Here is a 13,399-nt window from a genome sequence, read left to right on the forward strand (position 1 = left end):
CTTGGAGGAAATAAATAATAGCAATTCTTACGATCTGCTTATACTATCTTACTATTCGGATCTAAGGCTATAGGTAAGACTGTCCGGACTACGGGCATATCCTTATTTTTTACATGTTGTATTAAAATATCCACGGATTGTTTTCCGATCATCGATACCGGTTGGTCGACCACGATCATCCCGGGAGCCAGGATGCTGAAGGAAGGCATTCTGTGCAGACATCCCAATCCGACTTTTTCCGTAATGTCGACCGAATGTCTGTAGAAATAACGCAATGCTTCCAACGCCAAAAAGTGAGTGGCAAAAAAGAATCCGTCCACATCGGGACATGTTGTAAACAATTTATCCAGTTTCTTGATTATATCACTTTCATATTCATCGTACTCAATATCCAGCACCAACCTCGGATCAGTATCTATAGAGGCATCCTGCAAAGCACTCAAATAGCCTTTAAAACGCTGTTGCATAACTCCCAGGCGTGTTTCTGTGGTTACGAATGCTATCTTTTTCTTTCCGTTTGCGATCAGTCGATCCATGACACAACGGACACTGTCCTCATTATTTATGATCACATAATTGGTTGATAAATCCGAAAAGTAGCGATCTATCAATACGAAAGGGAACGACTCCTGCATCAGGTTTTCAATCTCTTTCTTCGAATGCTCGGTCACAGCGATGACCAATCCGTCCACCTGCTTGGCTTTCAGCATCCGAATCAGTTTGCTTTCACGGACCGGGTCCGATTCCGAACTGCAGAAAGTAACGGTATATCCTAACTTCTCGGCTTCCAGTTCTATCTCACGGGCTATCTGCGCAAAGAAAGTATCCGCAATGGTCGGTATGATCAGCCCAATTGTATTCGTCTTCCCTGAATTCAGGCTCTTTGCCAATAAATTGGGCTGATAATTATGCTGACGGGCATAGTCTTTTATCTTTTTCTGCATAGCCATACTGATCTTATTCTCATCTCCACGTCCGGACAACACCCATGAAACGGTTGTTTTCGAGACGTTCAATGCAGTAGCTATGTCTTTAAGAGATATTCCCATATTTCCCGGAATTTAATTTTTACCCGAATAATTCGACAGCAAAAATAAAGACAATTCTCTTAGCCTGCAATCTTACCCTAAAGATTCAATATAATCACACAGGTTTTCGATACCCTTCTCACTTTTGATCTGCTCACTTACTGCGGCTGCATTCTTTTTATAATCCGGGTTACCGACCAAATCCGCTATTTTATGTTCCAGTTCATTCTCGGACACCTTGGCGATCTTCACCCGTTCCGGACCTAATCCCAGTACTTGTACCCGATACGCCCAATAAGGCTGGTCAAGCAGTAAAGGAGTGATCAGCTGGGGAACACCTGCACGCGCCACACTATGGGTCGTACCGCTTCCTCCGTGGTGGATAACGGCATCGCAGTGAGGGAAAATAAGATGATGGGGAATCGGCTTCTTCATCAGGTACAGTTGTTCGCTTCCCTGCAAGGTTTCTCCTGTCTTTGCCCAACCGGAACCGACAACCAACCGGTATTTTTTCCGGTCACTGATACGCGCCAGCATGCCACAAAAACGCTCCCGGTCATTCGATGTGCAACTGCCCAAAGTAAAGAAGATGACCGGTGTCCGGTCTCTTTGGATAAATGCCATCAGTTCCTGATAAGCCTCTTCGTCATATTCAAACGTATCATTAAAACAATAGCCTCCGATATTCCAACGGAAACGTTCGTCCCACACCGGATCGGTATGTCCCAGGTAACGGCTGTACAGCAGGAAGTTGTCGCTATTCTTCGCCGCATCCTGACCAAAGTTATCGATCGGTGACAGGCCATATTTCACCCGGTTCTTGTTGATCGTATCTTTCACCATATAGTTGGAAACCTTGTTCATCATCAGCCAAAGCAATTTTGGCGTAATGACCGGATTGGGCTTCGGGTACGGGAAAGCGGGAGGCGGCATCTTTGTGCCCGGCAGGAAAGGAGCGAAAGCCGTACGCACAAAAGGCTTCTTGCAATATTCGGCAATGCCGGTCGCCGCAAACTCCGTATTGGCTGCCACCAGGACATCATTCTGTTCGAGGAGCGGGATCACCTGCACAAACTGTTTGTCGATCGCATCACGCGTCCATTCCACGATCCTTTTGAAGCTCTGTTTGTTCTCGGCTGCATCCGCCATCATTCCGCCGATATTATCGAAATCCTGCAAAACGACCTTCACCGGGTATTTTCTGACCATTTCCTCAAAGACCTGGGGAACATTCATTGTTACTTCATGACCGCGCTTGACTAACTCGCGTGCCACCGCCAGATAGGGCAGCACGTCACCTTGTGATCCTCTTGTTACAAGTAGTATTTTCATTTACTCTATATTATTATACGTAGTTTTTTCCTGGCACTGTTCTTTTACTTCACATGCCTCGCTCACCTTTTTACCTGCGGCCTTCCGCTTAAAAAGCATCCGGACCAGAAAGGCCAAAAATCCTAATAATAGACTCATTAACATAATGAGAACAAAGAACGTATATATAAACATATCCGTCAATGTCTATTTTTCACATTCGATATTCCATTATTAATAATCTCTCTTTACCGCATATTCATATACAAGCAGTTACACACCCTATAAAAGTCAATTCTTAATAATAGAATATTGATTCTGAAATATAGCTATTGTTTGGTACAAAGTTATATCAGTACTTTGTAACATCAAATAAACAATAAAAAGAAAAGTAAATGAACAAGTATTTATTGCGCAACTTTCTTTATGCCATTTGTATGGCCACCTTGTTGTTTGCCTGCGATGACAATGATGATCAGGATGGTTCCGGAATCAGCGGAATCTACTCCAACAAGTTGAGCACACCCGAGGGTGACAACACATTGACCCTGACTTACAGTGGACGTGAGTTCATCGGTAAGGACGTTACCTTCAAACAGGTTAACGGAAATACAGCTAACATCACCCTGCACGGCATCCTCCCCGGTGAAACCGCTACTGTATTGGAAAATATTCCTATCTCCGCCGATGGGAACGGATATTCCTTTTCAGGAAGTAGTACAGGGAACAACGGAACTGCATTTTCCTACCAGGGAAAAGTGGAAACCGGAAAAATGACACTCGCCCTGACAGACGTAAAAGTCGCCTCCAACCAACTGACTTCGAATGCGAAATGGCATCCGGTACAGACCGCTGTAACGACGGAGACTGATCCGATAAAGGGAGAATACACCTGCTATCACTATGCTTTCCACCTGGTAACCGACAATCTGATCCTGGGACAGGCCGCCCCTCAACTGGAAGCCATACTCGGAAATCTGATTACCTGGTTCATCAACGAAGTCACTTTCAATCCGGACGGCAATATCACAGCCCGCTACGCTACTATGCCGGAAGGCAAAGCAATCGGCGACCTGATAAACATACCTCCCGACAGGAAGGACAGTGAATGGCTCTCCTCTCCGATCAACCTGGCATCTTATTATGTAAAAGACGATTCGGAACTGTATATCATTCCCAATATTGACATGATCCTTTACCAGATCGAGCAGAACAAAACTAAAGCTGACGGTGGTCTGGATGCTGCCGTTATTGCCGCTGTCTACCAGCAACTCAACAAATGGAGCACGACAGGCATCCGGATGAACATTCGCAAAAACTCGGAAGCACCCTATAATAATATGGGTAAACTGATCGCTTACAAAGGCGATATCTTTTTGTTCCTCGACAAAGAAGAAGTGGCGGCTTTCCTCCCTTTATTGTCACTGGTTAAAGACCTGCTTCCGGAAGATATACTCAACGGCCCGATGGGATCGATGATAGGCCCTTTACTGGATATGCTTGCCAATAGCCTGCAACAAGCGAAGACGCTGGAAATGGGCATGATGCTGACCAAATAAAAGGAGATACAACAACAAATAAAGAGTACAAACATGAAAAAATATACTATATTATTTTTACTGACCCTCCTGACTCTACCCTCTTTCGGGCAGGTCATGAAAGGATTCGTGTACGATAAAGAGAACAATGAGCCGCTGGCGGGTGTCAATATCACCTATAAAAGAATCAGCGGCGAGACAAACGGAACCATTTCGGAAGCCGACGGCTCCTATGAGATCAGACTGCCGGAAGGCGGCGTGGATCTGCTGTTCAGTTATATAGGTTATGAAAATGAGCAGGTTCCGGTTGTGATCAACCGCAATGAAACGAAGACGCAAAATATATTTATGCGTATCAAGGCCAATCTGCTGGGCGACGTAGTAGTCAGCGCCGGACGTTTCGAACAGAAACTGAGTAATGTAACGGTATCTATGGACTTGCTGAAAGCGGAAGATATCACCAAGCAGGCTCCTACCGACCTGAGTGCGACACTGAACACAATGCCCGGCGTGGACATCAACGACAAACAGCCTTCTATCCGAGGAGGAAACGGCTGGACATATGGTGTCGGATCACGAAGCATGGTATTGATCGACGGGATGAGTGCACTGACTTCCGGAACCGGTATTATCAACTGGAACATTGTACCATTGGAAAATATCGAACAGGTGGAAGTGATGAAAGGTGCTTCGTCCGTGCTTTACGGATCGTCCGCCCTCAACGGAGTAATCAATATCCGCACAAAACGTCCGGGTCTCACGCCTGTTACGACTTTACGTACCTATCTGGGTATCTATGGCGATCCGGATAACGAAGACTACCAATGGAGCGACAAATCTTTCTGGAAAGAGGGCAAATACGAGGTAGAACCATTCCTGCGTAAGAACGTATTATCGGGTATCCGTAACCCGATTTATGAAGGTGTCGATTTCTCTCATGCCCGCCGTGTCGGTAACTTCGACCTTTCCGCCGGATTAAACATGTTCACCGATGAAGGATATAAAAAGCAGGGATATAACAAACGTTTCCGTGCCGGAGGCAACCTGACTTACCACCAGCCGATGAATGACGGGAATCTGCTCAACTACGGTTTCAATGTCAACTACATGAGCGACAAGTATGCCGACTTCTTCCTGTGGCGTTCGCCGAAAGATGTGTACGAACCGTCTCCTATCGCTAATATGGGACGTGAAGCAAATACATTCTATATCGATCCGTTCTTCAATTTCACAAACCCGAACAACAATACATCCCATAAAATCAAAGCCCGCTTCTATTATCGCGGCGACAATATTGCCGACGGATCGAATAACGATGCCTCCATTACGGATATCCTCGGAAATATGGGGACGGATGTCAATGCTATCACCGGGATCGTACAAAATGTACAGAACGGCGATTACAGCATGCTCTATCCGATCATCCAGCCGGCTTTACAGGGCGACCTGAACGGATTGGTGAACGGTACGACGAATATCCTGGGTCAGATCTTCCCGACTGCCACTACGGCCGATTACTGCGACCTGCTTTCATGGGTAATGAAACGTGGCATTCCAAGCAGTACGTCCGACCTGGTTCCGTGGCTGTCGAATGCGATCAATCCGAAATCCGATCCGGTCAGCATCGACAAAAACTATACTTATTATCTCGATTATCAGTTCAACAAAAAATGGGACAACGGTACACAGATCACAGCCGGAGCCACCTACGAACATATGCGCAGTACTTCGGTAACGACCGGTAACCATGACAGTGATAATGCCGCCATGTTCTTCCAGTATGACCAACGCTTTTTCGACCGGCTGAGTGTATCTGCCGGGATGCGTGCCGAATATTATCGCGTCGACGACTTCCTGCGTGAAGCCGACACAAAGATATTCGGAGCCAAAGTACCTGTAAAACCGATCTTCCGTGCCGGACTGAATTACCAGCTGGCAGACTACAGCTTTATCCGCGCCAGCTTCGGACAAGGTTACCGTTATCCGTCCCTGACAGAGAAATATGCCCGTAAGGACATCGGCGGGGTCGGTGTATTCCCGAATAATGAAGTAAAAGCAGAGAAGGGAGTGAATGCCGAACTGGGTATCAAACAGGGATATAAATTCGGCAACCTGATGGGGTTCTTCGATGTAGCCGGTTTCTATACGCAGTATACAGACATGATCGAATTTCGCTTCGGCTTCTTCGACCCGAATTCATATGCCTATGCCAACAGTACGAAGGAAATCCTGGGAATCATTGCACAGGGTCAGATGCCGGGTATAGGAGCCCAGTTCTACAATGTCTCCAAAGCACGTATCTACGGGGCAGAGATAAGTACAAACGGCTTCTATGACTTCAATGCCGATACCAAACTGTCCTACAACCTGGGATATGTTTTCATCGAACCGGAAGATGCCGATTACAAGGAAAAGAACGAAATCGAAGCCCAGTACAACGATCCTCTCCGTGCAAAAGAAAAATCCAACGACTCCAAATATCTGAAATACCGTCAGAAACACACGGTGAAAGGTGTTGTCGACCTGCAATGGAAACGTCTGAACCTGGGTATAAACGTTACCTGGAAGAGTAAAATGCTGGCTGTCGACTATCTGATGGTGGACGAACGCGAAAAAGACCAGCCGGATGCCATGGAATATATCCGCCAGCTCCTGTATGGAAATATCGGCGGGGAAACGCTTAATACGTACTGGAAAGAAAAGAATACGGACTATTGTGTTGTCGACCTGCGTGCAGGCGTGAAAATAACCAAAGACGTATCGTTCCAGTTCATGATCAATAATCTGTTCAACAAAGAGTACTGCACACGTCCGATGCTAGTCTCCGCACCGCGTACTTACGTGATGCAACTGAATATGTCGTTCTAATTGAAAATTGAGAATTGAAAATTAATACATGTATCCGTAATTTTCAATTCTCAATTTTCAATTTTCAATTCCCCAAAACTTCCTCTATCACATGCGGATAATGCGCATATTCCAGCGCATGCACTTTCGTTGCGACCTCTTCGGCAGTATCGGCAGGCAACACTTCACATGTAGCCTGGAAAATGATATCGCCTTCGTCGTAATTCTCATTAATATAATGGATTGTAATGCCCGATTCCTTCTCTCCGGCAGCCACGACAGCCTCATGCACATGCATGCCATACATACCCTTTCCGCCATGTTTCGGCAACAAAGCCGGATGGATATTAATGATCTTACCCGGATAGGCATTCAGCAATGTATCCGATATCTTATTCATAAAACCGGCCAGGACTATCAAATCTATCTGATATTCTGCCAGTTTCGCCAGTATAGGCGTTCCTTCCACAAATTCGTCGCGGGAAAACACAAAAGAAGGAATTCCCAATTTATTGACACGGTCATGCACGCCCACATTTTTATTATTGGACAAAACAACTGCTACTTTAACAGTTTCACTTTTAGAGAAGTACCGGGCTATATTTTCGGCATTTGTTCCCGATCCCGAGGCAAAAATTGCTACGTTTTTCATATTTTCCTATGTTTTAGTGCACACGAAAAGATAAAATGTGCAGTTTTCCGCATTTTTAGTGCATTAAATTTGTTTTGTAACATAAAAAATTCTTTTCTTTGCACTGCAAATTTAAAAAGTATATTCGTATTTATTAATCTAAATTGAAAAAGTTATGTCTGAAGTTGCATCTAGAGTAAAAGCTATCATCGTTGATAAGTTAAGTGTTGAAGAAACAGAAGTTACAAACGAAGCAAGCTTTACTAATGATTTAGGAGCAGACTCTCTTGACACTGTAGAGTTGATTATGGAATTCGAAAAGGAATTCGGTATTTCAATTCCTGATGATCAGGCAGAAAAGATTACAACAGTAGGCGACGCAGTTGCTTATATCGAAGCTAACGCGAAGTAATCAATCCTTTTAATTAAAGGTATGGAATTAAAAAGAGTTGTAGTAACAGGTCTTGGTGCCATTACTCCTCTTGGTAATACCCTCGCAGAAACATGGGAGGGTATTATCAATGGGAAGAGTGGAGCCGGTCCTATTACGCAGTTTGATGCATCCAAATTCAAGACACAATTTGCATGCGAAGTTAAAGGCTTCGATCCGTTATCAGTAATGGATCGTAAGGAAGCCCGTAAATGTGACCGTTATAGTTTATTTGCAATAAGTGCCGCAAAACAAGCAATTGAAGATGCTGCTATGGACCTGGACAAAGAGGACAAGGACCGTATCGGCGTTATTTTTGCTTCAGGTATCGGCGGTATCAAGACATTTGACGAAGAAGTATTAGGATATGCGAAGATAAAAGATACGATCGGACCGAAATTCAACCCGTTTTTCATCCCAAAGATGATTTCGGATATCGCAGCCGGACATATCTCCATGCTTTATGGATTCCGTGGTCCTAACTTTGCAACAGTGTCGGCTTGTGCCTCTTCTACCAACGCGATCGCTGATGCATACAACTATATCCGTTTGGGTAAAGCCAATGTAATCGTGACAGGTGGTGCGGAAGCAGCTATTGCAGATTCCGGTGTCGGTGGGTTCAACTCAATGAATGCGCTGTCAACCCGTAACGATTCACCCGAAACAGCTTCTCGTCCATTCAGCGCAAGTCGCGACGGTTTCGTCATGGGAGAAGGTGGAGCATGTTTGATCCTGGAAGAGATGGAACACGCTTTGGCACGTGGAGCTAAAATATATGCCGAGATCGCCGGAACAGGATTGTCTGCCGATGCATACCACCTGACAGCCTCTCATCCGGAAGGATTAGGTGCAAAGTTGGTGATGCGTAATGCACTGGAAGACGCAGAAATGGCTCCGGAGGATATCGATTATATCAATGTTCACGGAACATCGACTCCTGTTGGGGATGTTTCAGAAGTAAAAGCGATCAAAGAAGTATTCGGAGATCATGCTTACAAACTGAATATCAGTTCAACGAAGTCTATGACCGGCCATTTATTGGGTGCAGCCGGAGCTATCGAAGCTATGTTCTGTATCATGGCAATCAAAGAGGGAATCATTCCTCCGACGATCAACCATGCAGATGGCGACGATGATCCTGAAATAGATTATAAACTGAATTTCACATTCAATAAAGCTGAAAAACGAGAAATACGGGCAGCATTATCCAACACATTTGGATTCGGCGGCCATAATGCTTGTGCTATTGTTAAAAAATTTGTGAAGTAACGTGTTTACACAACTATACAAAAAGATAAGGCTTCTTAAACACAAGAATAAGGAGCCTTATTCTTCTTTATATAAGATACTGGGATTTTACCCCGATAACATCCACGTTTATGAACAGGCCTTCCTGCATAAATCTTCCTCAGTGGAAGCCAGCGACGGGAAATGGCTGAATAACGAACGACTGGAGTTCTTGGGCGATGCCATATTGGATGCCGTCGTGGCAGACATTGTGTATAAACATTTCCAAAACAAACGGGAAGGTTTCCTGACCAATACCCGTTCCAAAATCGTTCAACGCGAGACACTCAACCGCGTGGCAGTCGAGTTGGGCCTCGACAAAATGGTCGTTTATTCCGCCAAGCTGAGCTCACACAACAATCACATGTACGGAAATGCACTGGAGGCATTGATCGGGGCAATCTACCTGGATCAGGGCTACCGCATCTGTTACAATTTCGTCGAGAACGTAATTATCAAAAAATACATCGACCTGGATAATATAGCCCGCAAAGAGGTCAACTTCAAATCCAGCCTGATCGAATGGAGCCAGAAGAACAAGCTGGAGATCACGTTCGACCTGATAGAATCATTTGCCGATAACGACGGGAACCCGGTCTTCCAGACAGGTGTCACCCTGGCCGATATGCAAATCGGTGTCGGCATCGGCTATTCCAAAAAAGAATCACAGCAGAACGCTGCCAAGATGGCGATCAAGAAACTGCGTACCGACAAAGCTTTTCAGCAAGTCATTTCCGAACTGAAGAAGCAGACCGGCGAAAGCACTGCCGATCATGAGTTTGAGGATCTTCCGGAGGAGGATGCGACGACGGAGCATGCGTCGAAACCTGCAGAACAAATGAAGAGCAGCAATATACCCGAATGTATCGACGCTACGATCAATGAAGAAGTCCGGTAATTACTTACCGAACGAAATCCCCATTCTTTCCCCCTGAATGATCAGGTCATTTTCAGGAGTGACCAGTTTCAATTTGCCTGCTACTTCAGACAAGGCGATCGACTCCACTTTATCTCCTTTCATGCAGACCATACGTCCGAACTGACGGTTGGCGATCAATTCCGTAGCATGGCCGCCTAAACGGGTAGCCAGATTACGGTCGAAAGGCGAAGGATTACCGCCACGCTGGATATATCCCAGTACCGTATCGCGTGATTCTATGCCCGTAGCCGCCTCTATCGTACGTGTTATGTAGTCGGAAGGACGTTTCTTTTCCGGCGTTTCCACTCCTTCGGCAACAACCACGATCGAATAAGGTTTGCCGCGGCGGGCACGGTCGAGAATGGTCTGGTTCACCTTATCCATATCATATCCCAGTTCCGGCAATAAGATCACATCTGCCCCACCCGCCATTCCGGCATACAGAGCAATCCATCCGGCATGATGCCCCATCACTTCCACCACCATCACCCGTTTATGTGAACTGGCTGTTGAATGCAGGCGGTCGATAGCATCTGTCGCAATATTGACAGCCGTATCGAAACCAAAAGTTATATCCGTTCCCCAAACGTCGTTATCGATAGTCTTGGGCACACCGATGATATTCAGACCCAGTGCCGACAGCATACCGGCAGTCTTCTGTGTGCCGTTTCCTCCGATACAGACCAGGCAATCTAATCCTAATTCTTCATAATTCTGTATAATGACCTGCGGCTTTTCACTTTCGCCGGAAGCGAGTAATTTGCGGAAAGGTTTTTCGCGCGAAGTTCCCAAAATAGTTCCTCCCAGGTTCAGGATGCCTGACAGGCTGCGTTCATCAAACGATTGAATATCCTTGTTCAGCAGTCCAACAAAACCACTATGAATTCCGATCACTTCCATGCCATAATGCATTATGGCAGTTTTACCTACACCACGAATCGTTGCGTTTATACCGGGACAATCACCTCCGGAAGAAAGGATACCTATTTTCATTGTTTTGTTAATTATGTATGCAACAAAGATATAAATAAAAAGAGAATGCCTACATTTGCAGCCGATACAAATAAAAAGAGCATGGATATTTTAACAAATACAATATCACTACTCTTCCGCCCCCGTCAAAAGGAGATCGAAAAATATGGGCAGGAGACTGACCAACTGCAACGCAAGCAGTTACGGTCATTATTATCTACAGCCCGCAACACTGAATGGGGGTTAAAACACGATTACAGAAGCATCCGGAGATACGAAGATTTCTGTCAGCGGGTTCCGTTGCAACTATACGACGATATCAAGCCGTATGTGACCCGGATGATCAATGGAGAGAGGAACATACTCTGGCCTTCGGTCGTCAAGTGGTATGCCAAAAGTAGCGGCACCACGAATGATAAGAGTAAATTTCTTCCCGTCACTCCGGAAGTTCTCCACGGTTGTCATTACCAGGGAGGCTTCGATACGGTAGCCCTTTATCTCCGTAATAATCCGGAAAGCCACTTTTTCTCTAAAAAAGGATTAATCCTCGGTGGCAGCCACAGTCCTTCCCCAATCAATCAAAAATCCCATTGCGGTGACCTTTCAGCCGTATTATTGCAAAACCTGAGTCCGCTGGTAAACCTGATGCGTGTTCCTGCCAAACGGATTATCCTGATGGACGAATGGGAAAGCAAAATAAAAGCGATCGTCGACAGCACATGGAATGAAGATGTCAACAGTCTTTCCGGCGTTCCTTCCTGGATGCTGGTTCTGATCAAATCGATACTGAAAAAGACCGGACGGGAATACCTGACCGACGTCTGGCCGAATATGGAGGTCTTTTTCCACGGGGGAATCAGTTTCGAACCTTACCGGGAACAATATAAAGCACTGATCCCTTCGGATAAGATGCATTATATGGAAACTTATAACGCATCGGAAGGCTTTTTCGGGATACAGGATGATCCTTCGGACCAGAGTTTGCTGCTGATGCAGGATTACGGCGTTTTCTACGAGTTTATCCCTATGTCGGAAGTAGGCGCTCCCAATCCGACCGTCCTGCCGCTGGAAGCCGTGGAAACAGGAAAGAACTATGCGATGGTCATAACAACCTCCGGCGGATTATGGCGTTACCAAATCGGTGATACGGTGCGTTTCACTTCACTTTTCCCGCATAAATTCGTTATTTCGGGAAGAACCAAGCATTATATCAACGCCTTCGGAGAAGAACTGATGGTCGACAATGCAGACAAGGCAATCAGCAAAGTAAGCCGTCAGACAGGAGCTGTCGTTAAAGAATATACAGCCGCCCCGCTTTTCATGCTCGACAAGGCGAAAGGCCGTCATCAATGGTTTGTCGAATTTGAAAAGATGCCTCCTTCCATAGAAGAATTTGCCACGTTGCTGGATAAAACATTACAGGAATTGAATTCCGACTATGAAGCCAAACGTTATAAAGAGATATCGCTTCAACCTTTGGAAATCATTGTAGCCCACGAAGGTTCCTTCTACGAATGGCTTAAAGAAAAAGGCAAGTTAGGCGGACAGCATAAGATACCACGTCTCAGCAATGACCGGACGCATATCGAAGAACTACTCGCTATCGACAACAGGTTGGATTCTCAAAACGCATAGGAAAAATAAATACCCCCGCCCTGTTCATTGAATGTCGGAGCAACCACCATATTCCGGGCAGCCCGACGGTTTAGCTTGCGGGCAATAGCGTTGCGGATGGGGAAATAAGTAAGATAAGCCAATTCGACGGAAAGGATACCGAATCCGGCACCCGCCACCACATCCGCCACCCAATGCCGGTTATTATACAACCGGGAGCCCGCGACAAACAGCGCTATCGCATATCCCGAATAAGCCAAAACCGGGCTGCTGTCTTTAAATTCCTTATAAGCCATATGTGCCCCCAGGAAAGCATTCGCCGTATGCCCCGAAGGAAAAGAATACGGACCGCCATCCGGACGCGTCTCTTTCACCGTATATTTCAAGGTACGTGTCATAGCCGCATTCATCCCTTCCGCCAGGGTGACAAGCATCAGCTGGTCCACCCAGTTATGCTTCTCCTTCCCCATCAGGTCGCAAACAAATACCCATCCGAGCATTCCCCATTCCAGATAATCGTCCACCCGTATTTTTTTCACATCGCTTTTTCGGGAGAAAAGATGGAAATCGTTCATCCCGTCGATAGCCGTTCCCACAGCCCCGACTGTAATCAGGGAAGCCGGAAGTATCAGATGTTTGGCATTAAATTTATATTCGACAACAGGCATTTTCTGTTTCAGGCTGTCCCGCTGTAAGGTCTCGCCCTGTGCACTGACAGGTGACAGACAGGCTATTATCAGAAAGATGGAAATATAAAAGGATACTTTCATTCTTACAGACTTTATTTTATTAAGCCACAAAGAAACAAAAAATAACCTATCT

General features: G+C 45.7%; 11 protein-coding genes. 6 read left to right on the forward strand and 5 right to left on the reverse strand.

Going from position 1 to position 13,399, the window contains the following annotated elements; translation table 11 throughout:
- Positions 1–38: 38 nt before the first annotated feature.
- Both DXD68_RS12440 and DXD68_RS12445 read right to left on the reverse strand, forming a co-directional pair.
- Positions 39–1,049, reverse strand: coding sequence for a LacI family DNA-binding transcriptional regulator (locus DXD68_RS12440; protein WP_122361824.1), 1,011 nt, complete (start codon positions 1,047–1,049; stop codon positions 39–41).
- 72 nt (positions 1,050–1,121) lie between these two features.
- Entirely contained in the window at positions 1,122–2,360 is a 1,239-nt protein-coding gene (locus DXD68_RS12445) for a glycosyltransferase (protein ID WP_122361826.1), read from the reverse strand.
- Between the two features lie 374 nt (positions 2,361–2,734).
- On the opposite strand from DXD68_RS12445, the gene DXD68_RS12450 reads away from it, so the two are divergent.
- Together DXD68_RS12450 and DXD68_RS12455 are read left to right on the forward strand one after the other, a co-directional pair.
- Positions 2,735–3,898: a DUF4925 domain-containing protein gene (locus DXD68_RS12450; protein ID WP_122361827.1), complete on the forward strand. Its 1,164-nt coding sequence runs from the start codon at positions 2,735–2,737 to the stop codon at positions 3,896–3,898.
- 33 nt (positions 3,899–3,931) lie between these two features.
- On the forward strand, positions 3,932–6,745 hold the full coding sequence (locus tag DXD68_RS12455) for a TonB-dependent receptor (protein ID WP_122361829.1): 2,814 nt from the start codon (positions 3,932–3,934) through the stop codon (positions 6,743–6,745).
- A 64-nt stretch (positions 6,746–6,809) separates the two neighbouring features.
- Here the strand turns inward: DXD68_RS12455 and purN are convergent, their stop codons facing one another.
- On the reverse strand, positions 6,810–7,376 hold the full coding sequence (gene purN, locus DXD68_RS12460; RefSeq protein ID WP_122361831.1) for a phosphoribosylglycinamide formyltransferase: 567 nt from the start codon (positions 7,374–7,376) through the stop codon (positions 6,810–6,812).
- Positions 7,377–7,530: 154 nt separating this feature from the next.
- Between purN and DXD68_RS12465 the strand changes: the two genes are divergently transcribed.
- From DXD68_RS12465 to rnc, 3 genes are read left to right on the forward strand one after another with little or no spacing between them, the layout of a single operon-like run.
- Complete coding sequence (locus DXD68_RS12465; protein WP_009860668.1) at positions 7,531–7,767, forward strand: acyl carrier protein; 237 nt, start codon at positions 7,531–7,533, stop codon at positions 7,765–7,767.
- A 21-nt stretch (positions 7,768–7,788) separates the two neighbouring features.
- Positions 7,789–9,054, forward strand: a complete 1,266-nt coding sequence (gene fabF / locus DXD68_RS12470; RefSeq protein WP_122361832.1) for a beta-ketoacyl-ACP synthase II — start codon at positions 7,789–7,791, stop codon at positions 9,052–9,054.
- 1 nt (position 9,055) lies between these two features.
- A complete protein-coding gene (gene rnc, locus DXD68_RS12475; protein WP_122361834.1) occupies positions 9,056–9,970 on the forward strand; it encodes a ribonuclease III in 915 nt (304 codons plus the stop codon).
- Here the strand turns inward: rnc and DXD68_RS12480 are convergent, their stop codons facing one another.
- Positions 9,971–10,984 (reverse strand): ATP-dependent 6-phosphofructokinase, encoded by a 1,014-nt coding sequence (locus DXD68_RS12480; RefSeq protein ID WP_122361836.1) that lies wholly within the window; start codon positions 10,982–10,984, stop codon positions 9,971–9,973.
- Between the two features lie 81 nt (positions 10,985–11,065).
- Here DXD68_RS12480 and DXD68_RS12485 point away from each other — a divergent pair, with 81 nt between their 5' ends.
- Entirely contained in the window at positions 11,066–12,598 is a 1,533-nt protein-coding gene (locus DXD68_RS12485) for a GH3 auxin-responsive promoter family protein (RefSeq protein WP_122362069.1), read from the forward strand.
- Here the strand turns inward: DXD68_RS12485 and DXD68_RS12490 are convergent.
- Positions 12,586–13,347, reverse strand: coding sequence for a phosphatase PAP2 family protein (locus DXD68_RS12490; protein ID WP_122361838.1), 762 nt, complete (start codon positions 13,345–13,347; stop codon positions 12,586–12,588). The genes DXD68_RS12485 and DXD68_RS12490 overlap by 13 nt on opposite strands.
- Between the last annotated feature and the right edge of the window lie 52 nt (positions 13,348–13,399).

It is taken from the genome of Parabacteroides sp. TM07-1AC, assembly GCF_003480915.1.
Lineage (GTDB): Bacteria > Bacteroidota > Bacteroidia > Bacteroidales > Tannerellaceae > Parabacteroides > Parabacteroides chongii.

Excerpts from the sequence above, each read along its gene's own strand:
- DXD68_RS12440 (WP_122361824.1), bottom strand. The coding sequence starts at position 1,049 with ATGGGAATATCTCTTAAAGACATAGCTACTGCATTGAACGTCTCGAAA.
- DXD68_RS12445 (WP_122361826.1), bottom strand. The coding sequence starts at position 2,360 with ATGAAAATACTACTTGTAACAAGAGGATCACAAGGTGACGTGCTGCCC.
- DXD68_RS12450 (WP_122361827.1), top strand. The coding sequence starts at position 2,735 with ATGAACAAGTATTTATTGCGCAACTTTCTTTATGCCATTTGTATGGCC.
- DXD68_RS12455 (WP_122361829.1), top strand. The coding sequence starts at position 3,932 with ATGAAAAAATATACTATATTATTTTTACTGACCCTCCTGACTCTACCC.
- purN (WP_122361831.1), bottom strand. The coding sequence starts at position 7,376 with ATGAAAAACGTAGCAATTTTTGCCTCGGGATCGGGAACAAATGCCGAA.
- DXD68_RS12465 (WP_009860668.1), top strand. The coding sequence starts at position 7,531 with ATGTCTGAAGTTGCATCTAGAGTAAAAGCTATCATCGTTGATAAGTTA.
- fabF (WP_122361832.1), top strand. The coding sequence starts at position 7,789 with ATGGAATTAAAAAGAGTTGTAGTAACAGGTCTTGGTGCCATTACTCCT.
- DXD68_RS12480 (WP_122361836.1), bottom strand. The coding sequence starts at position 10,984 with ATGAAAATAGGTATCCTTTCTTCCGGAGGTGATTGTCCCGGTATAAAC.
- DXD68_RS12485 (WP_122362069.1), top strand. The coding sequence starts at position 11,066 with ATGGATATTTTAACAAATACAATATCACTACTCTTCCGCCCCCGTCAA.
- DXD68_RS12490 (WP_122361838.1), bottom strand. The coding sequence starts at position 13,347 with ATGAAAGTATCCTTTTATATTTCCATCTTTCTGATAATAGCCTGTCTG.